This window comes from Paraburkholderia sp. GW821-FHT02A12 (genome assembly GCF_059422005.1).
The window spans coordinates 2,528,013-2,550,879 of record NZ_JBWKWA010000001.1; the positions used below are offsets into that span (position 1 = coordinate 2,528,013).

The following is a 22,867-nucleotide window of genomic DNA, read 5'->3' on the forward strand; positions in this document are numbered from 1 at the left end:
GCCTAGAACGCGTGGCTGGCCGCTTCTGCTGGAAGTCCGGACAGGTGACCCGCCTCTGCCAGATGCGCGAGCAGCGTGGCGACGGCCATATCGAGCGACACCCGATCGGTTTCGATATCGACGTCGGGTGCCAGCGGCGCTTCGAACGGCCCGGAAATGCCGGTGAAATGAGGGATCTCGCCGCGCCGGGCGCGCGCATAGAGCCCTTTGACATCGCGCGCTTCGCACACCCGCAATGGCGCGTTCACGAACACTTCAATAAAGCCTTCGCCGACGATCTCGCGCGCCGCGCGCCGATGCCGGTGCTCGGGCGAGATCACCGCGGCAATCACGATGAAGCCCTGCTGCCTGAACAACGCCGCGACATGCGCAACCCGGCGCAGATTTTCGGTGCGGTCCGCGAGCGTGTAGCCGAGGTCCGAGTTCAGGCCGCGCCGCAGCACGTCGCCGTCGAGCACGACCGAGCGTTGGCCCGCCTCCGCGAGGCGTCGGTGCAACACATTGGCCAGTGTCGATTTGCCGGCGCCGGACAAGCCGGTCATCCATACGACCGCTCCGCCGATCGAACTCATGATTTGTACTCCGGGTGGGTTGTCACGGCTTGAACGCCGGAGTCCGGCGACGCGTGCTCATGCGTGGCGAAGCCATCGGTCGCCGCCAGCGCCGGGCCCAGTCCGTCGAACAGCGGTTGCAGCAACGCCTGCGGCGGCTGCCAGCGCCGCACCGACGTCTTGTAGATCGGCTGGCGTACCTGCGCCGCACTTGCCGTATTCACCTGACGCGCGGTCCGGTGAAACGCGAGACAGCGTTCATTCCAGTCGAGCCCGCAATGCGCCAGCATTCGACGGACGTTGCCTTCGAGATTTTCGACCAGGTCTTCGTACTGGACCTCGATCATCACGCCCTCGGGCAGCACGCGTTGCCAATGCGCCATCAGCGCGTCGTACGCGCGGTAGTAGCGGCCCAGTTCGCCGAGGTCGTAGCTGAACGGCACGTCGTGAAAGAGCCGCGAAAAAATCGACAGGCAGGTTTGCAGCGGCGAGCGGCTGCTATGAATGAAGCGCGCATTCGGCAGCGCCAGATGGATCAGTCCGACGTTGATGAAATTGAACGGGTATTTGTCGACAAAGTGGGTGTAGCGCTGTGCTTCTTTGTGCGGTTCGTTGCGTGCTTCGTTGTGCGCTTCGTTATGCACAACGGCCGCAATTTCCGGCAGCGCTGTGCGCATACGGAGTAGATAATCGGCGCCCAGCGCGCCGAGTTGCGCCGCACCCACGTCTTGCAATGCGTCGATATCGATTCGCAGCGGATCGTCGCGATCGCGCGCGATGCAGCGCACCACCGCCTCGCCGAACTCCACACGCTCACCGGCGCCGAACACCTGCGGATGGCTTGCGAGAATCTGCTCGATCAAGGTTGAACCGGAGCGCGGCATACCAACGATAAAAATCGGCGCCGCCGATGGATCGCCAAGACCGCGTTTGGCCGCCAGCACATCGGCGCCGAGCAGTTCAGGCAGATGCGCGAAAAAACCGAGCGACGCGGCTTCGTCATAACGCACGCCGGCGCGGTGTAGCGCATTGCCCCGCAGGAAGTGCTCGAATGACGCATCGTCGCTGCCCATATCGGAGAGCGCCTGAGCATATGAAAAAGCGGCGTTGTGATTTCTCACAACGCCGCTTCACAAAAACCTTTACTGCGTGAATTCTTTGGGGTGGCTGATGGGACTCGAACCCACGACGACAGGAATCACAATCCTGGACTCTACCAACTGAGCTACAGCCACCACTGAAATCTGCTTGACTTGCCAGAGAAATCCGGCTCATCAATGAAGAACGAGATTATACGAACAAGAATCTCGTTTGCCTAGTCCTTTATTCAAAAATCTCAACGGGCTCACGCAGATGCTGTCTTGCTTCGTCGAAGATGCTCAGATCGCGCGCCGCGAGACGCTTGCTATCGGACAACACACGACGCCATCCACGCGCGCCGGCCTCGCCCCGATACAGACCCAACGCATGGCGCGTGATCGCGCCGAGGTACGTGCCCCGCGCCATTTCCGCCGCGCAATATGCGATCAGCTTTGCTTCGACCTGCTCGCGCGTGAGCGGCGCGTCCGTCGAACCATAGAAGCGCGCGTCCACCTCAGCCAGTACATAGGGGTTGTGGTATGCCTCGCGCCCGAGCATCACGCCATCGACGTGTTGAAGATGCGTCTCCACTTCATCGAGCGTCTTGATGCCGCCGTTGATGATGATCTCCAGATGCGGAAAGTCGCGCTTCAACTGATACGCGTACTCATACTTGAGCGGCGGAATCTCGCGGTTCTCTTTCGGGCTCAAGCCCTTGAGAATCGCATTGCGCGCGTGCACGACGAACACGTTGCAGCCGGCGTCCGCAATCGTGCCTACGAAATCGCGCACGAAGTCATATTCCTCGACCGCATCGACACCGATCCGATGCTTGACCGTCACCGGTACCGACACTGCGTCGCGCATTGCCTTCACACAATCGGCGACGAGTTGAGGCTCGTTCATCAGACAAGCACCGAAAGCACCGCGTTGCACGCGTTCGGAAGGACAGCCGCAGTTCAGATTGATCTCGTCATAGCCCCACTGCTCGCCGAGTTTCGCCGAGCGCGCGAGGTCGTCGGGCTCGCTGCCGCCGAGCTGCAAGGCGACCGGCGCCTCTGCGGGCGTAAACGCCAGATGGCGCGGCACGTCGCCGTGCAATAGCGCGCCGGTGGTCACCATCTCCGTGTAGAGCCACGTATGGCGCGATATCACGCGATGCAACGAACGGCAATGGCGATCGGTCCAGTCCATCATGGGCGCCACCGAAACGCGACGCGGACTGGAAGTTTGAGCTGAAGACATGGGACGGCCAGACGGCGTAAATCAAAGCGCAATTTTACCGCAAGTGGACAAATGCCCCGCATGCGCGGGCGAAAGCATCGATCTTCATTCCAGGACCGCCCATAACCGCCCTGCCGAGCAGGTCTTTCGGACCAGAAAACGCCTGGTTGCCGGGGTCGGAACACGGCCCAGCCTTGTCTCATATACCTCTGACAGATTATTCCAGTATCGAGAATAGTAATTTCAGATTATCGGTACAAATTTTCGATAGTAGGGGTATACACTGCCTTCCATCGACGTTGCAGACAGACCTCCTCGGCCCCTGCAACGCCTTCCAGAACCGAAGTCGAACGTTATTGGAGTCATACCATGAAGACCAAGCTTATCGCCGCCCTGCTGGTTGCTGCTTCCGCCTCGATCGCCGCACCCGCTTTTGCTAGCGGCTACGGCCCGGCACCGTCCTATCGTCCGTCGGTCGGCGCACCGGCTTCGCAACAAGGCCAGAACGCGCAAACCGTGGCCGCTGAACGCGCGCAAGCCGAATCGAACGCCTACGGCGGCGTGCAGAACGTGTCGTCGCAATCGGGCACGCGTGAACCGGTTTCGGGTCCGCAATCGGTTTTCTTCGGCCACTAAATCGTTGCCGTTGGACCTGCTGTTCGTCACGGACAGCAGACGAACTGGGCGCCGTGCATGAAGTATTCGATGCCGGCGCCTAGTCGCGTTTACGTTGCGTATGTCGCTTATGTGGCTTATGCAGCTTTTGCGCTCACCGCGCGCGCAGCCCAACGGCGCCTCCACTCAAGAGTCCATTGGCTCATTGACAGCCTACTCAGCAGCCCACCAAGCCGCCCGCTAAGCAACCAGCCCGCCGTCGATCGCTTCACGCGCCGCCCGAAACGCCGCCTCGGCCGCGGCATGCTCGGTAGGCCATAACGTATCGATATGCACGAGCCGCCAGTCGACCACCACGGTCTCGCCCCGCAGCACGCGAAAATGTGCTTTGACGCCTGTGAGCACCTGCTCGACCGCGACCTCGATGTCGTAGTCCTGATAGCGCTCCTCGTAGTCGCCCATGTCGAGGCCTTTCGGCTTCATGTTCGCCTCCGTGGTGAAGTTCCAGCGCGCATGCGGCCATGCTCGATCAGCGGGCCGTCATCCGACTCGCACATGCACCCCGCCCAGCACTCGCCGAACGATCAATCGCAATCGCCCGAAAGGTACTGCCGGCCGTTGCAGGTGATCTCGACATCACCGTCGCCGGCTTCGGCGACGAGGCCGCCTGCCAGCAACTCGGCCGCGACGGTCTGCGCAAGCTTCGGCACAGGCTGCCCGATGCCGACCTCGTTCAGACACCGCAATGCTTCGATCGCTTCAGGACTCAATGACTTCGACATGACCGCCTCCGTCCGTAACGCTCAATTCATCCTAGCAAGTTTCCGGTGCTTGCGCAGGGGTGCGCCGAGGCAGCGCGGGCAAGCGCGAGGTATCGGAAATCGGAGCGCGCAGGCGAATTTTCCGCGCAACACCAGGTCTACCTTACGAGCGTCACAGCAACGAAGACGCGATAAAAATGCGACGAACACGCAAAGAGAAAAACGGTGAAACCGGCCAGGCGGACACCGCCAAGGAGGATCAAATGAGACGAAGCAGATTGGCCGCGCGATCAGCCAGCATCGCGCTCGCGGCATTCGGCGCGCTCGCCGCAGCCGCGCTCGCACAAACGACCAAACCGGCACCGCAGGATAGCGGCGCATCGATGGTGAAGCCGCCGAAGGCGGCGCCGGGCGCGGGCAGCTCGAGCAATCCGGACAATCCGGACAACATGCCGATCAAGCGCCCGCGCAAACCGACTAACGACAAAATGATGCACGAACCGCCCGCCAGCAGCGCCAACGCGAAATAGTGCCGGCATGCGCGGCGACGGTACCGGCAATACGGAACCTCGCGCGGCTTACAACCGCGCGATCGACACCTCCGTCGACTTGACCAGCGCGACCACTTCCGAGCCGACCTTCAGCTCGAGTTCGTCGACCGAGCGCGTGGTGATCACCGAGGTGACGATACCGAACGGCGTATCCACATCGACTTCGGATACCACCGGCCCGCGGATGATTTCCTTGACCTTGCCTTTGAACTGATTACGTACGTTGATAGCGGAAATGCTCATATCGAGTGACTCCAGAAAATCGATTAAAAACCGTCAGTCAACGGATGTCAGACGGCCCAGCGGACGTCTGTCGGCCGCGTGAGGCGGCCCTCGTCACGTGCGTCGTAAGCGCGATGAGACAGCGCGTCGTCGTTCGGCGCCGTCTTCAGTACACGTTGCAACACATGCTCTTCCAGCGCGGCGAAACCGGCCGATGCGCGCGCCCGCGGCCGCGCGAGCGGCACCGGCTGATCGAGCGCGATACGTCCTTCTTCGATCAGCAGAATCCGGTCGCCCAAGGCCACCGCTTCATGCACGTCATGCGTCACCAGCAGCGCGGTGAATTGATGCTCGCGCCACAGCCGTTCGATCAGCGCGTGCATTTCAATGCGCGTCAACGCGTCGAGCGCGCCGAGCGGTTCGTCCAGCAGCAGCAATTGCGGCCGATGCACCAGCGCCCGCGCCAACGCGACGCGCTGCCGCTGACCGCCGGACAGCTGCGCGGGCCAGTCGTTGGCGCGCTCCAGCAAGCCGACCTCGGCGAGCACGGCGCGCGCATCGTCACGCGCGTTGCGGCCAAGGCCGAGCATCACGTTTTGCAGCACGCTCTTCCAGGGTAAGAGGCGCGCGTCCTGAAACATGATACGGGTGTCGAGCGGCCGGCCGTCTTCGGCGCGCTTTTCGAGCACACCCGAGGTGGTTTTTTCCAGACCGGCGACGAGCCGCAGCAAAGTCGATTTCCCGCAGCCGCTGCGCCCGACGATCGCCACGAAACTGCCGCGCTCAATCGACAGATTGAAATCGGACAACACCGTGCGCCCGCCATACTGCTTGCCGACGCCGCGCAGCTCGACCGCATGATCGGCGGAACGGCGCGCGTCGTTGCGCGCCGACGCGCCCGCCAACGGCAACACGCCCGGCCGGTCGACGTCATGCACCAGACCCGCGCGATCGAGTCCGGACGCTTCGTCCGCGTCGCGATCCGTGATGCGCGGTTGCGCCAGTTCGGCTTCGAGATCACGTCCCGCGATGCCGCCGAACGACGCCGACAATGTCGTTGCGCTCATGCTTTCGCTCCTCGTTGATAGGCCGGATGCCAGCGCAGCGACACGCGCTCGAGACTCTTCGCCAGCAAGTCGGCGAGCTTGCCGAGCGCCGCGTACAGCAGGATGCCGACCACCACCACATCGGTTTGCAGGAATTCGCGCGCGTTCATCGTCATGTAGCCGATGCCCGACTGCGCGGAAATGGTTTCGGCGACGATCAGCGTGACCCACATCAGCCCGAACGCGAAACGCACGCCGACCAGAATCGACGGCAACGCGCCCGGCAGGATCACATGCCGGTAGAGCGCGAAACCCTTCACGCCATAACTGCGCGCCATTTCGATCAGATTTGCGTCGACCGAGCGAATGCCGTGAAAAGTGTTCACATACACCGGGAAAAACACGCCCAGCGCGACGAGAAACACCTTCGCTTCTTCCTCGATACCGAACCACAGGATCACGAGCGGAATCATCGCCAGCGCGGGAATGTTGCGGATCATCTGCACGGTCGAATCGAGCACGACTTCAGCCGGCCTGAACAGGCCCGTAGCGAGACCGAGCACGAGGCCGATGCCGCCGCCGATCGCAAAGCCCGACACCGCGCGCCACGTGCTGACCTTCACGTCCGCCCACATTTCGCCGGACTGGATCAGCGACCACGCGGCCTTCACGACGGCAAGCGGCTCGGGTAAAACGCGCGTCGACAGAACGCCGCTGCGCGCGGCGACTTCCCACGCCAGCAGAATCGCGAGCGGTGCGAGCCACGGCGCGAGATGCGCGCCGACGCGGCGCAACACGTCAAGCGCCCCGCCTGCGCGTCGTTCCGCATTCACAGTGGATTGAGCCATGCTTGTTTTCCTCATTGCTTATCGATTGGCATCGCCGCCAGAGCCGGCGAACGCGCTCAGCTCGAACTCGCCGCCTTCGGCAGATAGTTGTTGCCGACGATCTCGCCGAACGGACCCGACAGCGGACCGCCGGCGACTTTGCTCCGACGGCCCGGCAGCAGCGGAAACACCAGCTCGGCAAAGCGATACGACTCTTCGAGATGCGGATAGCCGGACAGAATGAACGTATCGATGCCAAGGTCGGCGTACTCCTTCATGCGCGCCGCAATCTGCTCCGGATTGCCGACCAGCGCCGTGCCCGCGCCGCCGCGCACGAGGCCCACGCCCGCCCACAGATTCGGGTACACCTCCAACTCCGCGCGGCCGCCGCGCTTGCCGCCATGCAGCGCGGCCATGCGGCGCTGTCCTTCGGAATCCATCTTCGAGAACGAAGCCTGCGCACGGGAAATGGTCTCGTCGTCGAGCTTGCTGATCAGCTTGTCGGCGGCGGCCCACGCTTCTTCTTCGGTTTCGCGCACGATCACGTGCAGGCGGATGCCGAACTTGATGGTGCGGTCATGCGCTTCGGCGCGGGCGCGAATGTCGGCGATCTTCTTCGCGACGGCTGCGGGCGGCTCGCCCCACGTCAGATACGTGTCGATGTGCTCGCCCGCCATGTCGTGCGCAGCCGGCGACGAACCGCCGAACCACAGCGGCGGATGCGGGTTCTGCACCGGCGGATATAGCGCCTTGCCGCCCTTCGAGGTCAGATGCTTGCCGGTGAAGTCGATCGAGTCGTTGGTGTGCGATGCATGGAGCAACTTGCGCCAGATGTGCAGGAACTCGTCGGTGATTTCATAGCGTGTGTCGTGGTCGACGAACACGCCGTCGCCTTCCAGTTCGGCCGCGTCGCCGCCGGTCACCACGTTGATCAGGAGACGCCCGTTCGACAGACGGTCGAAGGTGGCCGCCATGCGCGCCGCGAGACCCGGCGACGAAATGCCCGGGCGGATCGCCACCAGAAACTTCAGGCGTTGGGTCGCGGCGATCAGGCTCGACGCGACCACCCACGCGTCCTCGCACGAACGTCCGGTCGGCAGCAGCACGCCCTCGTAGCCGAGCGTATCGGCGGCGACGGCGATCTGCTGGAAGTAGTCGTAATCGGCTGCGCGTGCGCCTTGGGACGTACCGAGATAGCGGCTGTCGCCGTGAGTCGGAATGAACCAGAACACATTCATTTGCTGCTCCTGCTTGTTCGAAACTGGATGGAATGGAGACGGCGTGTAACGACGGCGTGTAACGACGGCGTGTAACGACGGCGTGTAACGAGGGCGTGTAACGACGGCGCGCCGAGTGCCGGCGCACACGCTGGCCGCGCGCATTCAACCGGCGCGCGGCCGGACGATGCATCGCAAAAGGGGCGGAAAAACTCGGTTCAGCGCGCTTTAACGCTGTCTCGCAGTCTGGTTCCAGCAGCGCAACCGCCGGCGCGCGTGCGCCGCGGGGCGGATGAAGATCGGCATCAGGCAGGACATCGCGACGGCTTCCCTCGACCAAACGTGCGCGTCATGCGCTCGATTAAATGGGCGACGGCGGCAAAGCCGTCTGCATGGAGAAGCAGTCTATGGATCGGGCCGCGGCTTTTGAACGATTTTTTTTAGCTTAAGTTTTCCACTTTCGTCATTAGCCCGACGTTAAAGCATACGGCTGGCGTACGTTGCACACGCTGTTGCACTCGCCGTTGCACACGCGTGAAAAAGGGGTGGCCCTATATATAATGGCGCACGTTTCCAATAATCCGGTGCAGGCCGCGTGAACCGCGCCGCCTGAGCTCTCGCGGTGCAATGCATGCAAAAACTCATCCTTCCGTTCGTCGCCGGTTTTCTGGCTTCGCTGTTCTTTCACGAATCCACCCTTGCGCTGCTGCACGCGGCCGGCCTGATCGACCCGACCGGTTTTTCGACCGCGCCGTTTTTGCCGCTCGGGCTGCCTGAATTCATTGCGAACGCGATCTGGAGCGCGTTCTGGGCGATCCTGATGGCGTGGCTGTTGCGTGTTGCGCCCGAACGGAGCGCGCCGTGGGTGCCCGCCTTCGTGTTCGGCGGCGTCGTATTGACGGCGGCGAGCGTGTTCGTGGTCGATCCGTTGCGCGGCATCTGGCCGAGCGGCAACATGCTGCCGCAGCTCGCGGTGGGTTTCGCGGCGAACGCAATGTGGGGCTGGGGCGCGCTGGTATTCATGCGCGCGTTCATGGCGAGCGAGGAAGAGAACTGAGAGAGAGCTGGGCGAGGGCTGGACGTCCTGACGCCCGCCGGGAAGACTATGCCGGTGCAGGCACCGGCATAGTTTTTACTGCCGCACCGGCTTCCGCTTAGCCGTGCAGATCGCGCAGCGGATGTTCGCTTGCCGGCCACGGGCTTTCGAACATCCGCGCCACGTCGGCGGCGCTCACGTCTTCGATGCGCGCGAAACGCCAGCGCGGCGCATTGTCCTTATCGATGATGCGCGCGCGAATCCCTTCGATCACGTCGCCCTTCTCAAAGCACGTGCGCGTCAGGTCGAGATCGGTGCGCAACACGTCCGCCATCGAACCTTCGGCGCGCGTCACCACTTCCAGCGACACCGCCATCGACAACGGCGAACGCTCACGCAACACGCCGATGATCTGCTCGGCCCATTCAGCGGCATCGCCATCGTTCTCCTGCTCGAGCGACGCGAGTATCCGCGCGACATCGGGCAACGCGAAATGCCGGTCGATCAGCGTACGTGCAGCCGCAAGCGGCGACGCCTCGGGATCCGGCACGACCTGATGCGCGCCGGTCTCGCGCTCGATGCACGCCACCACGTCGGCACCGCGTTCGAACAATTCGCTGCGCAGCGTATCGACTAGCGCGGGCAGCGCCGCGTCGTCGATATAGACGTCGGCGAGACCTGCGTACAGCGCGTCGGCCGCGCCGATCGTCTCGCCGGTGACCGTCAGATAGCGGCCGAGCGCGCCCGGCGTGCGCGACAGAAACCAGCTCGCGCCGACGTCGGGAAAGAGTCCGATACGCGTCTCCGGCATCGCCATCTTCGACGAGTTCGTGACCACACGCAGACCGCCGGTACGATGCGCGCCCTGCGAAATCCCCATGCCGCCGCCCATCACTACGCCGTTCATCAACGCGATATACGGCTTCGGATACGTAAAGATCGCGTGATTGAGCCGGTATTCCTCGATGAAAAACGTATCGCGCACATCACGTTCGCCGCGCTGCGCCGATTCGTACAGAAAGCGGATATCGCCGCCCGCGCAGAAGGCGCGTGGATGCTGGCTGCGCACCACCACCGCGAGCACGTCGGGGTCTTCGCGCCATTGATCGAGCGCCGCATGCATCGCGCGAATCATGCCGGTCGACAGCGCGTTGAGCGCCTTCGGGCGCTCCAGTTCGATGAAACCGATGCGATTGGCTACGTAAGTCGCGACTTCGTCGCTGAGGGCGGGCGAGGCGGAAATGGACATAGGGAGCGAAGCGCGCTGGCGCGAAGTGAACCGGAACTGAACGTTATCACGCGCTCGCTGCTTTGGGCTTGGCCGGCGCCTGTCTGGGCGATTTGGTGCCGGGTTCGGCGCCTGCTTCAGTGCCAGGTTCGGTGCCGGGTCCGGCGCGTAATTCATCGGTTCGCGGCTCGGCGGTTTTTTTGCGGGCACGTGAGGTTTTGGCGATGGTTCGGCGCTGCGCTGCTGCCTGCGCTGCTGCCTGCGCTGCTGCCTGCGCTTCTGCCTGCGCTGCCGCCTGTGCTTCTGCCTGCGACTCCTCCGAGGGCCGCGCACCGAGCCACACGTCGAGCGCGACGCTCACCACCGTTTCAAGTGGCGCGCCCGGAAAAATCGGGCATGTGAGATTGAGCGCGACGATGCCGTGCATGGTCGCCCAGAAAGCCTCGGCCCATACCGCCACGTCTACCGTTGCCGGCAGGCGCCCCGTCGCTTTCAACTCATCGAGTGCGCCGATCATGATGCGCAACGCGGCACCGCCGGGGTCCTCTTCTGCTGTGAGTGGCGCACCGCTCTCTTCCGCCAGCGGCATGTCGGCCGCCGCACGCGATGTAGCCGGCGCGGCACCGCCGCCGAGCGCGGCGCCGGTGTAGCTCGGATCCTCCATGAAGATCAGCCGGTAGGTTTCCGGATGCGCGACGCCGAACGCCACATAAGCGCGTCCGAGCGCCTTGAGCCGCTCAGCCGGATCGGCGATCTGCGCAAGCGGCACGAAGGTCTCGAGCAATTGCGCATAGCCTTCCGCGCACAACGCCTGAGCGATCTCGTCGCGGCTGGCGAAATGAAGATACAGCGTGGCAGGCGAATATTCGATCGCGTCGGCGATCTTGCGCATCGACAACGCGGCGAAGCCTTCACGCACGACAATGCGCCGCGCCGCATCGAGGATGCGCTCGCGCAGCGCCTGTTTCTGACGGTTTTTTCGTTCGGCGATTCCCATGACGATCATTTTCGCGTTGACAAACTGAAAAGTCAAATTAAACTGAACGCTGTTCACTTAACGATGTTCACAAAGTATCTCGACGTCAGTCGGGCCTACCTGGCGCGTTGGCGCCGTCGCAAGGAGTCGTCATGCAAGCCACAGGAAAAGTAGGATTATTCGGCGCCGCAGGCGCGGCCGGTCAATGCATCGCGACGGCGCTGAGCGCGGCGAGCCGGGACTATCGGGTAGTCGGCCGCTCGCGCAAGCCGCTCGAGGCCGCGTTCGGCCAGGATCCGCACGCGGAAATCGTCATCTGGAATCCGGACGATGCGGCCTCGATCGCCGCAGCCGCGGCCGGTTTGCAGACGGTCATCTATCTGGTCGGTGTGCCCTACGATCAATTCGCCGCGCACCCGCCGCTGATGGAAAAGACCCTCGCCGGCGTGACGGCGGCAGGAGTCGAACGCTTCATTCTGATCGGCACGGTGTATCCGTACGGCCGCGCGCGCGGCAACCCGATCACCGAAAATCATCCGCGCGAGCCGCATACCTTCAAGGGCAAGATGCGGCTCGCACAGGAAAATCTGGTGCTGGCGGCGCACGGCCGCGACGGTCTGTCGACATTGGTATTGCGCCTGCCCGACTTCTACGGTCCGGGCATCGAACGCAGTCTGCTGAACGGCGTGTTCGAAGGCGCCGCGCACGGCACGCGCGCGCAGATGGTTGGCCCGGTGGACGTGCCGCACGAATTCATTTACCTGCCGGATATCGGGCCGGTGGTCGAGAAACTCACCCGCATGCCCGAAGCCTATGGCCGCTGGTGGCACCTGGCCGGCGCCGGCACGATCACGCAGCGCGAAGTGGCCAGACAGGCGTATGCGCTGGCGGGGCGCGAGCCCAAGTTGACGGTGGCCGGCAAGACGATGTTGCGCATGCTCGGCCTGTTCAATCCGCTGATGCGGGAACTGGTGGAGATGAATTACCTGATGACGGAGCCCGTGGTGCTTGACGACACGGCCTTGAGTACGCTGATCGGGCCGATCGGCAAAACCTCGTACGAAGACGGTATCCGGCAATCGTTCGCCGCAGCGCGCGAAGCGGCCTCGGCCAGCGCGGCGACAGCCCGAACATCTGCGGGACCCGCTTAAGCCGCATATGCCACTTAAGCTGCGGCCGGGTTTTGCGCGCGCAGCGGTATGTGTCAGTGCGTCAGCCCGCGACGTTGCCAGGCGGAAAGTGGCCGCTCTTGAGCAGCACAGGCGTGCCATTGCTGATCTGCAAATGTTCGCGCGCGACGGCCTCGATGTGCGGACGCCCGGCATCGAACGCGCGCATCCAGCCTTCCAGATTCTCGCTGAATGCGCCGAAGTGATCTTCGAGCGCTTCGACCGAGATCGCGCACGGCACCGGTTCGCCATCCACCAGCGCGGGAAACACAACAGTCAGATTGGAGTCGCGGTAAGCGGGCGCATCCGCGGGAAACCGAATTTCCATGGTCGCCTCATCAGAAGTATCCGGCAGAAGACGGACGCCGGCGCATACAGTCCAGCCTCGGACAACGTCGATATGGTACTCGCGCGGCTGGACCGCGGTCCAGTTTCCCGAGTTGCCCTCCTTCGTGTCGCACGCCGCCATCAGCGGCCTCCGAGCAGGCGGTCGACATACTCACGCGCGGCCTGTTCGACGAAGGCGAGCGCCTCGTCTTCGCTGGCGAAGCGGTGTTCGTCGCCGAGTTCGAGCAAGGTTTCGATCCGGTGCGGATCGTCCGGACCCTGTTGCGCCAGACTCACCGAGCCGACGTAAGTGCCGCTCGCCGCGCTCGCCATATTGGCGCCCGGCGCCGGCGCGTCAGCCACCGGCACGAGGCGCGCGGCAGCGCTGATGTAATAGCCGCGATATGGGCCGCTGACTCGTTCAGCCATCTTCGTTCTCCTCGTTATCAGTTCGTGAGCACGCGCCGCGCGGACGGTTCGCACGCGTGCGCTCGCAATAGATTGGTAAGGCGCGCCGCGCGTCGATAAGTTCTGCGCGCGGATCGATGCCGATCGCAACGCCGAGCTGCACTTGTGGCGCTCGCTTCGGTCGAACAGGATCGTCGACACGGTGTGTACTGACGCAAATTCGAGTCCAGCGAGCGCGATATGGGAAAATATTTTCTGCAAAGCCACGAAGTGCCTGAACCGGATGCGGCAAACAAATGGTTTGCTTACGCCGAAAACCACGGCATCGACATTCCGAAAGCCATCAGCATCTGGGAAGACGCAGCCACCGAAAGCGGCGCGGAAAGCCGCCGGATAATCGGCGCGGCGGGCATCACGATCGAGACGGACGGGCTGTAAGGACACGGCCCTCGCCGTACGTGGCGAGTCATCACGGGCTCCAGACACCTATTTGAAAGGAAACAATCACGATGCATTTCATGACGCACCTGCGCCGCTCCGGCCGCTTCCGACCCCGCCGCGCAGCCCTTGTTCTGGCACGTCTCGCGTCGCGCCTGGCGTCCCTGTCCGCCGCCCTGCCCGCCGCGGTGCTGCTGAGCGCCGGGCTTGGCGGCTGCGCATCGTCGAACACGGCTTCGCTGATCAATCTGCCGAACGGCCAGACCGGCTTCGCGGTGAACTGCAGCGGCGCGGACGCCGCCTCCAGCTGGGCCTCGTGCTACGTACAAGCCGGCAAAGCATGCGGCGCGACCGGCTACGACATCGTTTCGAAAGACAGCGATGAAGGCGGCACGGCGGGCGGCAGCATCACAAACGTCGTATCGGCCAACGTAAAAAACCGTTCGATGATCGTGCGCTGCAAATGACGCGTAAATAACAAGTAAAGTGCAGGCGCGTGCAAACGGCCGTGCGCCTGAGCGGAACTCAGTGCGCCTGCATCTTCGAATACATATTCAACACGGCGACGCCCGCGACGATCAGCCCGAGTCCGATGACGGCCGGCACGTCGGGCACCTGCCGGTACATCACGACCGCGACCAGCGTAATCAGCACGATGCCGGCGCCGGACCAGATCGCGTACACAATGCCGACCGGAATGCTCTTGAGCGTGAGCGACAGGCAATAGAAGGCGATGCCATAGCCGAGCACCACCACCGCCGCGGGCAGCAGCCGCGAAAATCCTTCCGATGCCCGCATCGCGGAGGTCGCAATCACTTCGGCAACAATGGCAATGGCGAGCAACGCATAAGGAGGCACTCGCATCGCCTCAGGCCTTTGCAAGCGCGAGCTTGCTGTAGTCGTGGCCGAGTTGTGCGCATAGGGCTTCCACCACCAGTTCGTGATCAGCGCGCTGCGGCAAGCCTGAGACGGTGATCGAGCCGATCACGCCGGCGCCCGCCACCGTCAATGGAAACGCGCCGCCATGCGATGCGTATTCCGTGGCCGGCAGGCCGTGTTTGTCCGCGAGCGTGCTGCCTGCCTGCTGCATCTTCAAGCCGATCGCGTACGAACTGCGCCGGAAGTGCGCGACCGTGTTGCTCTTGCGGCGAACCCAATCGACATTGTCGGGCGTCGCGCCGTCGAGGGCGCTGAAGAAGAGCGGCTGGCCGAAGGTGCGCACGTCGATCGCCACCGCGATACCGCGTGCCCTGGCGATCTCATGCAGATACGCACCGAGCTGCCACGCGCGGTCGGCATCGAATTGGGGGAACACCAGCGCTTTTTCCTGAGCGGCAATCGACTGCAGATCGTGAGCGATATTCATGGGGTTCAGAGCAAGGTAAGAGGTGAAGCGCACGCCGTACTACATAACCGCACTGCAAACGAACGGCGCCGCGAAGAGAACCTGAATTCTAGCGCAGCGCCTCCTGATGGCCTTCCCGCACACGACGCCGGCCATGCGCGCCGCGACTTCGGGGCCGCGCACGAGGCATTGCGTCGACCGGTTAGCGTCGATCCGCTTTGCATCGATTGAAGTCCGTTCTTAAATAGCTATTGCGTCGGCATCCGCTTTGTTCTATAATCTTTTCTTCGACGGACGCGGGGTGGAGCAGTCTGGCAGCTCGTCGGGCTCATAACCCGAAGGTCGTAGGTTCAAATCCTACCCCCGCAACCAAGCAGCTGAAGTTATCAGCAAACGTCGATACCAACATCAAAGGCTTGCCCAACCGGCAGGCCTTTTTTGTTTTCCGTCGTGCCTTCGTTCTACCCTTGCGCTGTCAGCCGGATCGCAAACTCCTGGCAAACTCTTCGACACGGCGAGTCGCACGGAGCGAGCGGTGCTCGGCACGATCGACGATCGATCCTATCGACGCACTTCCTTCGGTTTATCTGTAGTCCAAACAAGATATGCATTTCGCTCGCGGCTATCGTGGCGCGCGGGGACGCGCGCCACGATAGCCGGGCACGCCGCCCGCTGCTCGCCGCCACCAGCGCACCGCCGCTGCCGGACCTCAGAAAATCCCGCCCCAGTGATAAACTCCTATCACCCTTTCTCGTCCCCTTCCTATGAAATTCTGTTCTGTCTGCGGCCACGGCGTCAGCCTGAGCATTCCGCCGGGCGACAACCGCGAGCGCTTCGTATGCGGCAGTTGCGGCACGGTGCACTATCAGAATCCGCGCAACGTGGTCGGCACTGTCCCGGTCTGGGACGACAAAGTGCTGCTGTGCCGTCGCGCGATCGAACCGCGCTACGGCTACTGGACGCTGCCTGCAGGCTTCATGGAAATGGGTGAAACGACGGCTGAAGCGGCCTCGCGCGAGACACTGGAAGAAGCCGGCGCCCGCGTCGAGGTGCAAAACCTGTTCTCGCTGCTGAACGTGCCGCACGTGCATCAGGTGCATCTGTTCTACATGGCGCGCCTGCTCGATCTCGACGTCGCCGCCGGCGAGGAGAGTCTCGAGGTCAAGCTCTTCGAGGAACACGAAATTCCGTGGGACGAGATCGCCTTTCCGACGGTCGGCCAAACCCTGCGCTTTTTCTTCGCCGACCGCGCCGCCGGCAGCTTCGGCCTGCACACGGGCGACATCTTCCGCTCGCTGCGCGAAGGTTGAGCGGCGCGCATGGTTCCCTGGCTTGGGCCTGACGATCCGTTTCCGTCCGTCGAGCGCGCGCTCGGCGCGACGAGCGGCGCGCCCGGTCTGCTCGCCGCAAGCGGCGATCTGCTGCCGTCGCGCCTGATCGACGCCTATCGGCACGGCATCTTCCCGTGGTATTCAGACGGCCAGCCGGTGTTGTGGTGGAGTCCCGACCCGCGCATGATCCTGCGCCCCGCCGAGTTCAAAGTGTCGCCGTCGCTGCGCAAAACGCTCAAGCGCGTGCTGCGTGACGACGCGTGGGAAATCCGCGTCGACCACGATTTCGCCGCCGTGATGCGCGCCTGCGCGCAGGCGCCGCGGCACGGTCAGCGCGGCACCTGGATCACCGCGGACGTGGTCGAGGCGTATTCGTCGCTGCATCGGATGGGCGACGCGCACAGCATCGAAACCTGGTTCGAGGGCAAGCGCGTGGGCGGCTTGTACGGTGTGTCGTTCGGCCGGATGTTTTTCGGAGAATCGATGTTCGCCGACGTCACCGACGCGTCAAAAATGGCGCTCGCCGCCCTGGTCGGGCACTTGCGCCGCCACGAAATAGAAATGATAGACTGCCAGCAGAACACGTCGCATCTGGCGTCGCTGGGCGGTCGCGAGATAGCGCGCAAAGCGTTCATCGCGCATGTTCGCGCGTCTATCGACGCAGCGCCGATTCCCTGGCGCTTCGACAAGACGGTGTTGCTCGATGTAGTCGCGCCGGCGGCGTAACTGACGAACCAGCACGCATCAGGAAGAATCAGGCCGAATCCGGATCCGCTGCCTACCGAACCGCGGGTCACGAGCCGCAAGGCACGCCGGATTTGCATTACCAGAGACGCTTCGAGAGCTGCCAACGTGACTCATCCCAACGAGCTGCCTCTTTCCCCGCTTTCCGCGCTGCAATTTTATGCAACGGCGCCCTATCCCTGCAGTTATCTGGATGGACGCATCGCGCGCTCGCAAGTCGCCACCCCCAGTCATCTGATCAACTCCGACGTCTACACCGACCTCGTCAAGGCGGGCTTCCGGCGTTCGGGCGTGTTCACCTATCGTCCGTATTGCGACGGTTGCCGCGCGTGCGTGCCGGTGCGTGTGCCGGTCGATCAGTTCGAGCCGAACCGCACGCAGCGGCGCGTCTGGAAAAAGCACGGCGAGCTGGTCGCCACGGTCGCGCCGCTCCATTACGACGAAGAACACTATGCGCTTTACATGCGCTACCAGTCGGCGCGGCATGCGGGCGGCGGCATGGACCGCGACAGCCGCGATCAATACGAACAGTTCCTGCTGCAAAGCCGGATCAACTCGCGGCTCGTCGAGTTTCGCGAACCGCTGCCGGATCATCCCGAAGCGCCGGGCATCCTGCGCATGATCAGCATGATCGACATCCTCGGCGACGGGCTCTCGTCGGTGTACACGTTCTTCGAGCCGGATCTGCCGCACAGCAGCTTCGGCACCTACAACATCTACTGGCAGATCGAGCAGGCACGCAGCCTCAAGCTGCCCTACGTGTACCTCGGCTACTGGATTCGCGAGAGTCCGAAGATGGCGTACAAGGCGAATTTCCGCCCGCTCGAAGGCTTGCTCGACGGCGCCTGGAAGGTGCTCGATCCGACGAGCGTCGATCTGCCGCCGGTCGACCTGGCGATCCACGGCAAGCGCGGATCGTTTCGGCCGTAATGGCAGCCGGCGGTGGAGACAGATCCCCGTCCACCCGCCCGTGAGTCTCATTAATGTCTCAAAGCCGGTAAAATAGCAGGTTCCCATTTTCCGGCCGCCCGGCTTCGTCTCGTGTTCAGTTCCCTCTACCCGCTCGTACGCGCCCAACTCTTTCGCATGGACGCGGAAGACGCTCACCACCTCACCTTGCGCCTCCTCGGCGCCGCCGGGCGCGCCGGCCTCGCGGGCATGCTCGCGCCGCGCGTGCCGGATGCGCCGCGCACCGTGATGGGGCTGACGTTCCGCAACCCGGTCGGCCTCGCCGCAGGCCTCGATAAGGACGGCGCCTGCATCGACGGCCTCGCCGCGCTCGGCTTCGGTTTCATCGAAGTGGGCACGGTCACGCCGCGCGCGCAGCCGGGCAACCCGAAGCCACGCATGTTCCGTCTGCCGCAGGCGGGCGCCGTGATCAACCGGATGGGCTTCAACAACGCGGGCGTCGACCAGTTCGTCAAGAACGTGCAGGCCGCGCGCTATCGCGGCATCCTCGGGCTGAATATCGGCAAGAACGCGGATACGCCGATCGAGCGCGCCGCCGAAGACTACCTGTACTGCCTCGAACGCGTGTACCCGTTCGCCAGCTACGTGACGGTCAACATCTCGTCGCCGAATACGAAGAATCTGCGCCAGCTGCAAGGCGCGGGCGAACTCGACGCGCTGCTCGCCGCGCTGAAAGACAAGCAGCAGCGCCTCGCCGACTTGCACGGCAAGCTGGTGCCGCTCGCGCTGAAGATCGCGCCGGATCTCGACGACGAGCAGATCAAATCGATCGCCGATACGCTCCTGCGCCACCAGTTCGAAGGCGTGATCGCCACTAACACCACGCTGTCGCGCAGCGCCGTCGCCGGCATGCAGTACGGCGACGAAGCCGGCGGCCTGTCGGGCAAGCCGGTGTTCGACGCGTCCAACGAGGTGATCCGCAAGCTGCGCGCGGAAGTCGGCGAAACGGTGCCGATCATCGGCGTGGGCGGGATTTTCTCGGGCGACGATGCGCGCGCCAAGCTGGCCGCCGGCGCCTCGCTGGTGCAGCTCTACACCGGTTTCATCTATCGCGGACCGGCGCTGGTGGCCGAATGCGCACAAGCGCTGCGTTAACGTCCACGTCCACGTCCACGTCCACGTCCACGTCCACGTCCACGTCCACGTCCATAATATAGACATAAGCAAACGGTATTTAGGTTTCGATAGTCTGCTTTGTTATGCTTTTGTCTGTTAAAACGCCAATCGAATAAAAGGAACACGATGAAATCTGGCTTGCTGAAGAAGATCGTCATGGCCGGCCTGATCGGCGCGTCGTTCACCGCGGTGAGCGCCGCCCACGCGGACGACCTGCTCGACCAGGTCAAGCAACGCGGCACGCTGCGCGTCGGTCTCGAAGGCACCTTCCCGCCGTTCAACTCGAAAGCGCCGTCGGGCGAACTGGTCGGCTATGACGTCGACGTGGCGAGAGCCGTCGCCGCGAAACTCGGCGTGAAGCCGGAATTCGTCACGACCGAATGGAGCGGCATCATTGCCGGTCTGCAGGCGGGCAAGTTCGACGTGATCGTCAACCAGGTCGGCATCACGGACGCCCGCAAGCAGGCGCTCGACTTCTCGCCGGCTTATACGTACTCGGCCGCGCAGCTGATCCAGCGTAAGGACGACACGCGCCAGTTCAAGTCGCTCGACGATCTGAAGGGCAAGAAGCTCGGCGTCGGTCTCGGCACGAACTACATGGATATGGCGAAGTCGGTGCCGGGCATCGACGTGAAAACGTATCCGGGCGCGCCCGAGTATCTGCGCGATCTGGCCACCGGCCGTCTGGACGCGGCGCTCAACGACCGCCTGATGCTCGCGTATCTGATGAAGAATTCGCAGTTGCCGCTGCGCACGGGCGCCACGGTCGGCGCGGGCAACCCGTCGGGCATTCCGTTCAAAAAGGGCAATCCGAAGTTCGCCAAGGCGATCGACGACGCGATGACCCAGCTCGAAGCGGACGGCACGTTCACGAAGATCTCAGACAAATGGTTCGGCATCGACGTCAGCAAGCCGATCCGGTAAAGCGCGTTTGATGAAACGAAGGGCGGCATCGTCAATGATGCCGCCCTTCGCTTTTTGATCGTTCGCGTCAGGTTCAGTCGGGGGCATTCGCCTCTTCCGCCAAAGTTTATGATGTGCGCTTTGCCGCGCCAACCAGACCTTCGCCACCGCTCATGTCCACCACTTCCCTGCTCGTCCAATCGCTTCCTGTGCTCGCACAGGGCGCCGTCCTGACGGTCAAGTTCGCGGTTCTGTCGATGATCTTCGGCCTCGTCGCCGCCGCCGTGCTCGCGGTGATGGGCATCAGCCACAGCCGCGTGCTGAACTGGAGCGCGCGCGTCTATGTGAGTGTGTTCCGCGGCACGCCGCTGCTGGTGCAGATCTTCGTGATCTATTACGGTTTGCCGAGCCTCGGCATCTCGCTCGATCCGACGCCGGCCGGCGTGATCGCATTGTCGGCGAACGTGGCGGCGTATCTGTCGGAAAGCATGCGCGGCGCGATTCTCGGCATTCACAAGGGCCAGTGGCTGGCCGCTTACAGCCTCGGCCTGTCGCGGCGGCAGACGCTGCGCTACGTGATCGCGCCGCAGGCCTTGCGCATCGCCGTGCCGAGCCTGTCGAACAGCTTGATCAGCCTGATCAAGGATACCTCGCTGGTGTCGGTGATCACCGTGACCGAACTGCTGCGCAGCGCGCAGGAGGTCATTGCATCGACCTATCAGCCGCTGCCGCTGTATCTCGCGGCAGCCGCGGTCTACTGGGTGCTGTGCCAGGTGCTGGAATGGGTGCAGCGCCGGTATGAACGGCGCCTTGCGCTGCCGTCGCGGCACTGAGCACCCATTCCTCGCCGCTCGTTGGCTGGATCGTTGGCTGGCTTAACGGCTGGCGACGGACGACGCAGCATCCAGCGACGCGCCGAAGCGTTCGAAACGCGGCAGGTAGAAGTGATCCGGGTCGAGCGAAAACGCGACGTGACGCGTGCGGCCCATCAATTCCTTGCGCGGAAAGAAGCCGAAGTAGCGCGAGTCGGCGCTGTCGTCTCGATTGTCGCCGAGCATCAGATACTCGCCTTGCGGCACCACCACCGGCCCGAACGAGTTGCGCGGACTCGGCGCTTCGGGCGAGAGCCGCACCGCATGCGCGACGCCGTCGAAGCGTTCGGTCAGATAGTCGCCGGGGGACGCGGCATCGCCCGGCAGCGGCTTGAGTTGCAGCGGCCGATAATCGGCCCGCACGCCGTTCACGTACAGCACGTTGTCGCGCATCGCGACGCGGTCGCCGGGCAAACCGATCAGGCGCTTGACGATCAGCTCATGCGCCGACGACGAATCGATCGTGACGATATCGCCGCGCTGTGGATCGTGCAGATGCGCGATCGCGATGTGGGTCAACGGTACGCGCAGATCGTAGGCCATCTTGTCGACGAAGATCCGGTCGCCTTCGCGAATCGTCGGCAGCATCGAGCCGCTCGGCACGACGTTCCAGTCGGCCACGGCACTGCGGAACAGCACCATCAAGAACAGAAATGCGACGAGGCTTTTGTTGTCGCGCCACAATTTTCCAAACATGCGCATTGAAGGCGGCTCCGGTGGAAGGTGTTCGAAAGCTGCGGCCGTGCAGGCACTCAAGCAACCACGTTGTGTTCGAGTCCGCCTGGCCGCTGCGAATCGTACCACTGCCACTGGCAGCAACGCCGCCAACCCGGCGGCCCCTCATGCGCGATTCGTGCGCTACTCGTGCGCGATTCATGCGCCCCTCATGCGCGCATCATTCGCCGGCGAATCTGAGCCCCAACGCCGCGCGCGCCGCGTCGGCCATCGCGATCATCTGCAACGACGTGGCGTACGGCATCAGCGGGCTTTCCAGGCGGCCGGCGCGAATCAGTTCGCAGAAGTGCGCGGTCTCATAGTTCAGACCGCCGCCTTCGAACGGCTCGTCGAGTTCGACCACGCGGCCGTCGGCGTAACGGATCGTCGCGCGCGACGGGTTCCACCACGGTTCGTGGATCGTCACGTGGCCGCCCTTCGCCATCAGCAGCGCGTCGCCCTTGCCGTGCAGATCGAGGCCGCAAAACAGCTGCGCGATGCCGCGCTCGTGCTGGCTATTCAGGCTTGCAAAGGTATCGACGCCGGTGGTCCCGAGCCGTCCGAGCGTCTGCACGTCGCGCGGTGCGCCGAGCCAGTCGACCGCCAGAAACATCTCGTAGATGCCGATGTCGAGCAACGCGCCACCCGCATGCTCGAACGACAGCGACGGATGATCGTCCGGCACGCCCGGCACTGAACAGCCGGCGCGCACGAGACCCACCTCGCCGATCGGCTCGGCATCAAGATGCGCGCGCAACTTTCTGTAGAGCGGATAAAACGGCGGCTTCATCGCCTCCATGAACAGCCGTTGCGCGGCCCGCGCGGCGCTCAGCACGCGTTCGAGCTGTGCTGCGTTGATGGTGGCGGGCTTTTCGCACAGCACGTGCAGACCGGCTTGCAGCGCGGCGATCGCGTACTCCGCGTGGCTGTCCTGGACGGTGGCGATATAGAGTGCGTCGATGCCGCTTGCGAGCAGCGCGTCGAAACTCGCGCAGACCTCGCCGCCGAATTCCCCGGCGAAGGCGCTGGCCGGTCCGGCGCGGCGCGACCACAACGCGGTCAGTTGCGCTTGCGGTACATGGGCGAGGCCTTGAGCGAACCGACGGGCGATGCGGCCCGTCCCGACGATCCCCCAGCGAATCACGGCGTTCCCCGCGGGGGTTTGTTCCATGGCGATTGTCATCGTTCGTTCGAGTC

29 protein-coding genes and 2 tRNA genes are annotated in these 22,867 nt (G+C 63.6%); 13 read left to right on the forward strand and 18 right to left on the reverse strand.

Annotation, left to right across the window (positions count from 1 at the left end):
• Window positions 1-2: 2 nt before the first annotated feature.
• The 4 genes from cysC to dusA form a co-directional block, all read right to left on the reverse strand.
• Window positions 3-572 (reverse strand): adenylyl-sulfate kinase, encoded by a 570-nt coding sequence (gene cysC, locus AC07WT_RS11390; RefSeq protein WP_494947168.1) that lies wholly within the window; start codon window positions 570-572, stop codon window positions 3-5.
• Window positions 569-1,624, reverse strand: a complete 1,056-nt coding sequence (locus AC07WT_RS11395) for a sulfotransferase family protein (RefSeq protein ID WP_494947169.1) — start codon at window positions 1,622-1,624, stop codon at window positions 569-571. The genes cysC and AC07WT_RS11395 overlap by 4 nt, the downstream gene beginning before the upstream one ends.
• A gap of 86 nt (window positions 1,625-1,710) precedes the next feature.
• Window positions 1,711-1,786 (reverse strand) — tRNA-His (locus AC07WT_RS11400).
• 88 nt (window positions 1,787-1,874) lie between these two features.
• A complete protein-coding gene (gene dusA, locus AC07WT_RS11405) occupies window positions 1,875-2,876 on the reverse strand; it encodes a tRNA dihydrouridine(20/20a) synthase DusA (protein ID WP_494947170.1) in 1,002 nt (333 codons plus the stop codon).
• A gap of 348 nt (window positions 2,877-3,224) precedes the next feature.
• Between dusA and AC07WT_RS11410 the strand changes: the two genes are divergently transcribed.
• Window positions 3,225-3,491, forward strand: coding sequence for a hypothetical protein (locus tag AC07WT_RS11410; protein ID WP_492591531.1), 267 nt, complete (start codon window positions 3,225-3,227; stop codon window positions 3,489-3,491).
• Window positions 3,492-3,710: 219 nt separating this feature from the next.
• On the opposite strand, the gene AC07WT_RS11415 is transcribed toward AC07WT_RS11410, so the two are convergent.
• Together AC07WT_RS11415 and AC07WT_RS11420 are read right to left on the reverse strand one after the other, a co-directional pair.
• Window positions 3,711-3,953, reverse strand: a complete 243-nt coding sequence (locus tag AC07WT_RS11415) for a hypothetical protein (protein WP_494947171.1) — start codon at window positions 3,951-3,953, stop codon at window positions 3,711-3,713.
• Between the two features lie 101 nt (window positions 3,954-4,054).
• Window positions 4,055-4,252, reverse strand: coding sequence for a hypothetical protein (locus AC07WT_RS11420; protein ID WP_494947172.1), 198 nt, complete (start codon window positions 4,250-4,252; stop codon window positions 4,055-4,057).
• A 242-nt stretch (window positions 4,253-4,494) separates the two neighbouring features.
• Between AC07WT_RS11420 and AC07WT_RS11425 the strand changes: the two genes are divergently transcribed.
• The gene (locus AC07WT_RS11425) at window positions 4,495-4,761 is read left to right on the forward strand and encodes a hypothetical protein (RefSeq protein WP_492591534.1); all 267 of its coding nucleotides are present in this window, start codon (window positions 4,495-4,497) and stop codon (window positions 4,759-4,761) included.
• 48 nt (window positions 4,762-4,809) lie between these two features.
• Here AC07WT_RS11425 and AC07WT_RS11430 read toward each other — a convergent pair whose 3' ends face one another.
• Genes AC07WT_RS11430 through ssuD form a run of 4 tightly spaced genes read right to left on the reverse strand, consistent with a single transcriptional unit; the run spans window position 4,810 to window position 8,115 of the window.
• On the reverse strand, window positions 4,810-5,025 hold the full coding sequence (locus tag AC07WT_RS11430; RefSeq protein ID WP_007182147.1) for a TOBE domain-containing protein: 216 nt from the start codon (window positions 5,023-5,025) through the stop codon (window positions 4,810-4,812).
• A 47-nt stretch (window positions 5,026-5,072) separates the two neighbouring features.
• Window positions 5,073-6,071 carry an ATP-binding cassette domain-containing protein gene (locus AC07WT_RS11435; protein ID WP_494947173.1) on the reverse strand — a complete coding sequence of 333 codons (999 nt, stop codon included), beginning with the start codon at window positions 6,069-6,071 and terminating at the stop codon, window positions 5,073-5,075.
• Window positions 6,068-6,898, reverse strand: a complete 831-nt coding sequence (ssuC, locus tag AC07WT_RS11440; protein ID WP_492591536.1) for an aliphatic sulfonate ABC transporter permease SsuC — start codon at window positions 6,896-6,898, stop codon at window positions 6,068-6,070. The genes AC07WT_RS11435 and ssuC overlap by 4 nt, the downstream gene beginning before the upstream one ends.
• A 56-nt stretch (window positions 6,899-6,954) precedes the next feature.
• The gene (gene ssuD, locus AC07WT_RS11445) at window positions 6,955-8,115 is read right to left on the reverse strand and encodes an FMNH2-dependent alkanesulfonate monooxygenase (protein WP_494947174.1); all 1,161 of its coding nucleotides are present in this window, start codon (window positions 8,113-8,115) and stop codon (window positions 6,955-6,957) included.
• Window positions 8,116-8,725: 610 nt separating this feature from the next.
• Here ssuD and AC07WT_RS11450 point away from each other — a divergent pair.
• A complete protein-coding gene (locus AC07WT_RS11450; RefSeq protein ID WP_494947175.1) occupies window positions 8,726-9,151 on the forward strand; it encodes a hypothetical protein in 426 nt (141 codons plus the stop codon).
• 97 nt (window positions 9,152-9,248) lie between these two features.
• On the opposite strand, the gene AC07WT_RS11455 is transcribed toward AC07WT_RS11450, so the two are convergent.
• Both AC07WT_RS11455 and AC07WT_RS11460 read right to left on the reverse strand, forming a co-directional pair.
• Window positions 9,249-10,379 carry an enoyl-CoA hydratase/isomerase family protein gene (locus AC07WT_RS11455; protein WP_494947176.1) on the reverse strand — a complete coding sequence of 377 codons (1,131 nt, stop codon included), beginning with the start codon at window positions 10,377-10,379 and terminating at the stop codon, window positions 9,249-9,251.
• Between the two features lie 46 nt (window positions 10,380-10,425).
• Window positions 10,426-11,355 carry a TetR/AcrR family transcriptional regulator gene (locus AC07WT_RS11460; RefSeq protein ID WP_494947177.1) on the reverse strand — a complete coding sequence of 310 codons (930 nt, stop codon included), beginning with the start codon at window positions 11,353-11,355 and terminating at the stop codon, window positions 10,426-10,428.
• A gap of 131 nt (window positions 11,356-11,486) precedes the next feature.
• Between AC07WT_RS11460 and AC07WT_RS11465 the strand changes: the two genes are divergently transcribed.
• On the forward strand, window positions 11,487-12,485 hold the full coding sequence (locus AC07WT_RS11465) for an NAD-dependent epimerase/dehydratase family protein (protein WP_494947178.1): 999 nt from the start codon (window positions 11,487-11,489) through the stop codon (window positions 12,483-12,485).
• 61 nt (window positions 12,486-12,546) lie between these two features.
• Here the strand turns inward: AC07WT_RS11465 and AC07WT_RS11470 are convergent, their stop codons facing one another.
• Entirely contained in the window at window positions 12,547-12,831 is a 285-nt protein-coding gene (locus AC07WT_RS11470) for a DUF1488 family protein (RefSeq protein WP_492591542.1), read from the reverse strand.
• A gap of 140 nt (window positions 12,832-12,971) precedes the next feature.
• On the reverse strand, window positions 12,972-13,259 hold the full coding sequence (locus AC07WT_RS11475; protein ID WP_492591543.1) for a hypothetical protein: 288 nt from the start codon (window positions 13,257-13,259) through the stop codon (window positions 12,972-12,974).
• A gap of 219 nt (window positions 13,260-13,478) precedes the next feature.
• On the opposite strand from AC07WT_RS11475, the gene AC07WT_RS11480 reads away from it, so the two are divergent.
• Both AC07WT_RS11480 and AC07WT_RS11485 read left to right on the forward strand, forming a co-directional pair.
• Entirely contained in the window at window positions 13,479-13,676 is a 198-nt protein-coding gene (locus tag AC07WT_RS11480; RefSeq protein WP_492591544.1) for a hypothetical protein, read from the forward strand.
• A 71-nt stretch (window positions 13,677-13,747) separates the two neighbouring features.
• Window positions 13,748-14,143, forward strand: coding sequence for a hypothetical protein (locus tag AC07WT_RS11485; protein ID WP_494947179.1), 396 nt, complete (start codon window positions 13,748-13,750; stop codon window positions 14,141-14,143).
• Between the two features lie 58 nt (window positions 14,144-14,201).
• Here the strand turns inward: AC07WT_RS11485 and AC07WT_RS11490 are convergent, their stop codons facing one another.
• Together AC07WT_RS11490 and AC07WT_RS11495 are read right to left on the reverse strand one after the other, a co-directional pair.
• The gene (locus AC07WT_RS11490; protein WP_492591670.1) at window positions 14,202-14,534 is read right to left on the reverse strand and encodes a DMT family transporter; all 333 of its coding nucleotides are present in this window, start codon (window positions 14,532-14,534) and stop codon (window positions 14,202-14,204) included.
• A gap of 10 nt (window positions 14,535-14,544) precedes the next feature.
• Window positions 14,545-15,042 carry a heme-degrading domain-containing protein gene (locus tag AC07WT_RS11495; RefSeq protein WP_492591546.1) on the reverse strand — a complete coding sequence of 166 codons (498 nt, stop codon included), beginning with the start codon at window positions 15,040-15,042 and terminating at the stop codon, window positions 14,545-14,547.
• 274 nt (window positions 15,043-15,316) lie between these two features.
• Between AC07WT_RS11495 and AC07WT_RS11500 the strand changes: the two genes are divergently transcribed.
• From AC07WT_RS11500 to AC07WT_RS11530, 7 genes are all read left to right on the forward strand, one after another.
• A tRNA-Met gene (locus AC07WT_RS11500) sits at window positions 15,317-15,393 on the forward strand.
• A gap of 392 nt (window positions 15,394-15,785) precedes the next feature.
• Window positions 15,786-16,331 (forward strand): NUDIX hydrolase, encoded by a 546-nt coding sequence (locus AC07WT_RS11505; RefSeq protein WP_035494591.1) that lies wholly within the window; start codon window positions 15,786-15,788, stop codon window positions 16,329-16,331.
• Between the two features lie 9 nt (window positions 16,332-16,340).
• Window positions 16,341-17,078 (forward strand): leucyl/phenylalanyl-tRNA--protein transferase, encoded by a 738-nt coding sequence (gene aat, locus AC07WT_RS11510; protein ID WP_492591547.1) that lies wholly within the window; start codon window positions 16,341-16,343, stop codon window positions 17,076-17,078.
• Between the two features lie 126 nt (window positions 17,079-17,204).
• Window positions 17,205-18,026 (forward strand): arginyltransferase, encoded by an 822-nt coding sequence (locus AC07WT_RS11515; RefSeq protein WP_494947180.1) that lies wholly within the window; start codon window positions 17,205-17,207, stop codon window positions 18,024-18,026.
• 111 nt (window positions 18,027-18,137) lie between these two features.
• A complete protein-coding gene (locus tag AC07WT_RS11520; RefSeq protein WP_492591549.1) occupies window positions 18,138-19,160 on the forward strand; it encodes a quinone-dependent dihydroorotate dehydrogenase in 1,023 nt (340 codons plus the stop codon).
• Window positions 19,161-19,307: 147 nt separating this feature from the next.
• Entirely contained in the window at window positions 19,308-20,105 is a 798-nt protein-coding gene (locus AC07WT_RS11525) for a cystine ABC transporter substrate-binding protein (RefSeq protein WP_492591550.1), read from the forward strand.
• A gap of 152 nt (window positions 20,106-20,257) precedes the next feature.
• The gene (locus tag AC07WT_RS11530; RefSeq protein ID WP_492591551.1) at window positions 20,258-20,917 is read left to right on the forward strand and encodes an amino acid ABC transporter permease; all 660 of its coding nucleotides are present in this window, start codon (window positions 20,258-20,260) and stop codon (window positions 20,915-20,917) included.
• A 42-nt stretch (window positions 20,918-20,959) separates the two neighbouring features.
• Here AC07WT_RS11530 and lepB read toward each other — a convergent pair whose 3' ends face one another.
• Window positions 20,960-21,658, reverse strand: a complete 699-nt coding sequence (lepB, locus tag AC07WT_RS11535) for a signal peptidase I (protein ID WP_494947181.1) — start codon at window positions 21,656-21,658, stop codon at window positions 20,960-20,962.
• Between the two features lie 193 nt (window positions 21,659-21,851).
• Window positions 21,852-22,841, reverse strand: a complete 990-nt coding sequence (locus tag AC07WT_RS11540) for a Gfo/Idh/MocA family protein (RefSeq protein WP_494947182.1) — start codon at window positions 22,839-22,841, stop codon at window positions 21,852-21,854.
• Window positions 22,842-22,867 lie beyond the last annotated feature (26 nt).

Bases quoted from the DNA above. Each gene is read 5' to 3' on its own strand.
- cysC (WP_494947168.1), bottom strand. From the start codon at position 572: ATGAGTTCGATCGGCGGAGCGGTCGTATGGATGACCGGCTTGTCCGGC.
- AC07WT_RS11395 (WP_494947169.1), bottom strand. From the start codon at position 1,624: ATGGGCAGCGACGATGCGTCATTCGAGCACTTCCTGCGGGGCAATGCG.
- dusA (WP_494947170.1), bottom strand. From the start codon at position 2,876: ATGTCTTCAGCTCAAACTTCCAGTCCGCGTCGCGTTTCGGTGGCGCCC.
- AC07WT_RS11410 (WP_492591531.1), top strand. From the start codon at position 3,225: ATGAAGACCAAGCTTATCGCCGCCCTGCTGGTTGCTGCTTCCGCCTCG.
- AC07WT_RS11415 (WP_494947171.1), bottom strand. From the start codon at position 3,953: ATGAAGCCGAAAGGCCTCGACATGGGCGACTACGAGGAGCGCTATCAG.
- AC07WT_RS11420 (WP_494947172.1), bottom strand. From the start codon at position 4,252: ATGTCGAAGTCATTGAGTCCTGAAGCGATCGAAGCATTGCGGTGTCTG.
- AC07WT_RS11425 (WP_492591534.1), top strand. From the start codon at position 4,495: ATGAGACGAAGCAGATTGGCCGCGCGATCAGCCAGCATCGCGCTCGCG.
- AC07WT_RS11430 (WP_007182147.1), bottom strand. From the start codon at position 5,025: ATGAGCATTTCCGCTATCAACGTACGTAATCAGTTCAAAGGCAAGGTC.
- AC07WT_RS11435 (WP_494947173.1), bottom strand. From the start codon at position 6,071: ATGAGCGCAACGACATTGTCGGCGTCGTTCGGCGGCATCGCGGGACGT.
- ssuC (WP_492591536.1), bottom strand. From the start codon at position 6,898: ATGGCTCAATCCACTGTGAATGCGGAACGACGCGCAGGCGGGGCGCTT.
- ssuD (WP_494947174.1), bottom strand. From the start codon at position 8,115: ATGAATGTGTTCTGGTTCATTCCGACTCACGGCGACAGCCGCTATCTC.
- AC07WT_RS11450 (WP_494947175.1), top strand. From the start codon at position 8,726: ATGCAAAAACTCATCCTTCCGTTCGTCGCCGGTTTTCTGGCTTCGCTG.
- AC07WT_RS11455 (WP_494947176.1), bottom strand. From the start codon at position 10,379: ATGTCCATTTCCGCCTCGCCCGCCCTCAGCGACGAAGTCGCGACTTAC.
- AC07WT_RS11460 (WP_494947177.1), bottom strand. From the start codon at position 11,355: ATGGGAATCGCCGAACGAAAAAACCGTCAGAAACAGGCGCTGCGCGAG.
- AC07WT_RS11465 (WP_494947178.1), top strand. From the start codon at position 11,487: ATGCAAGCCACAGGAAAAGTAGGATTATTCGGCGCCGCAGGCGCGGCC.
- AC07WT_RS11470 (WP_492591542.1), bottom strand. From the start codon at position 12,831: ATGGAAATTCGGTTTCCCGCGGATGCGCCCGCTTACCGCGACTCCAAT.
- AC07WT_RS11475 (WP_492591543.1), bottom strand. From the start codon at position 13,259: ATGGCTGAACGAGTCAGCGGCCCATATCGCGGCTATTACATCAGCGCT.
- AC07WT_RS11480 (WP_492591544.1), top strand. From the start codon at position 13,479: ATGGGAAAATATTTTCTGCAAAGCCACGAAGTGCCTGAACCGGATGCG.
- AC07WT_RS11485 (WP_494947179.1), top strand. From the start codon at position 13,748: ATGCATTTCATGACGCACCTGCGCCGCTCCGGCCGCTTCCGACCCCGC.
- AC07WT_RS11495 (WP_492591546.1), bottom strand. From the start codon at position 15,042: ATGAATATCGCTCACGATCTGCAGTCGATTGCCGCTCAGGAAAAAGCG.
- AC07WT_RS11505 (WP_035494591.1), top strand. From the start codon at position 15,786: ATGAAATTCTGTTCTGTCTGCGGCCACGGCGTCAGCCTGAGCATTCCG.
- aat (WP_492591547.1), top strand. From the start codon at position 16,341: ATGGTTCCCTGGCTTGGGCCTGACGATCCGTTTCCGTCCGTCGAGCGC.
- AC07WT_RS11525 (WP_492591550.1), top strand. From the start codon at position 19,308: ATGAAATCTGGCTTGCTGAAGAAGATCGTCATGGCCGGCCTGATCGGC.
- AC07WT_RS11530 (WP_492591551.1), top strand. From the start codon at position 20,258: ATGTCCACCACTTCCCTGCTCGTCCAATCGCTTCCTGTGCTCGCACAG.
- lepB (WP_494947181.1), bottom strand. From the start codon at position 21,658: ATGCGCATGTTTGGAAAATTGTGGCGCGACAACAAAAGCCTCGTCGCA.
- AC07WT_RS11540 (WP_494947182.1), bottom strand. From the start codon at position 22,841: ATGGAACAAACCCCCGCGGGGAACGCCGTGATTCGCTGGGGGATCGTC.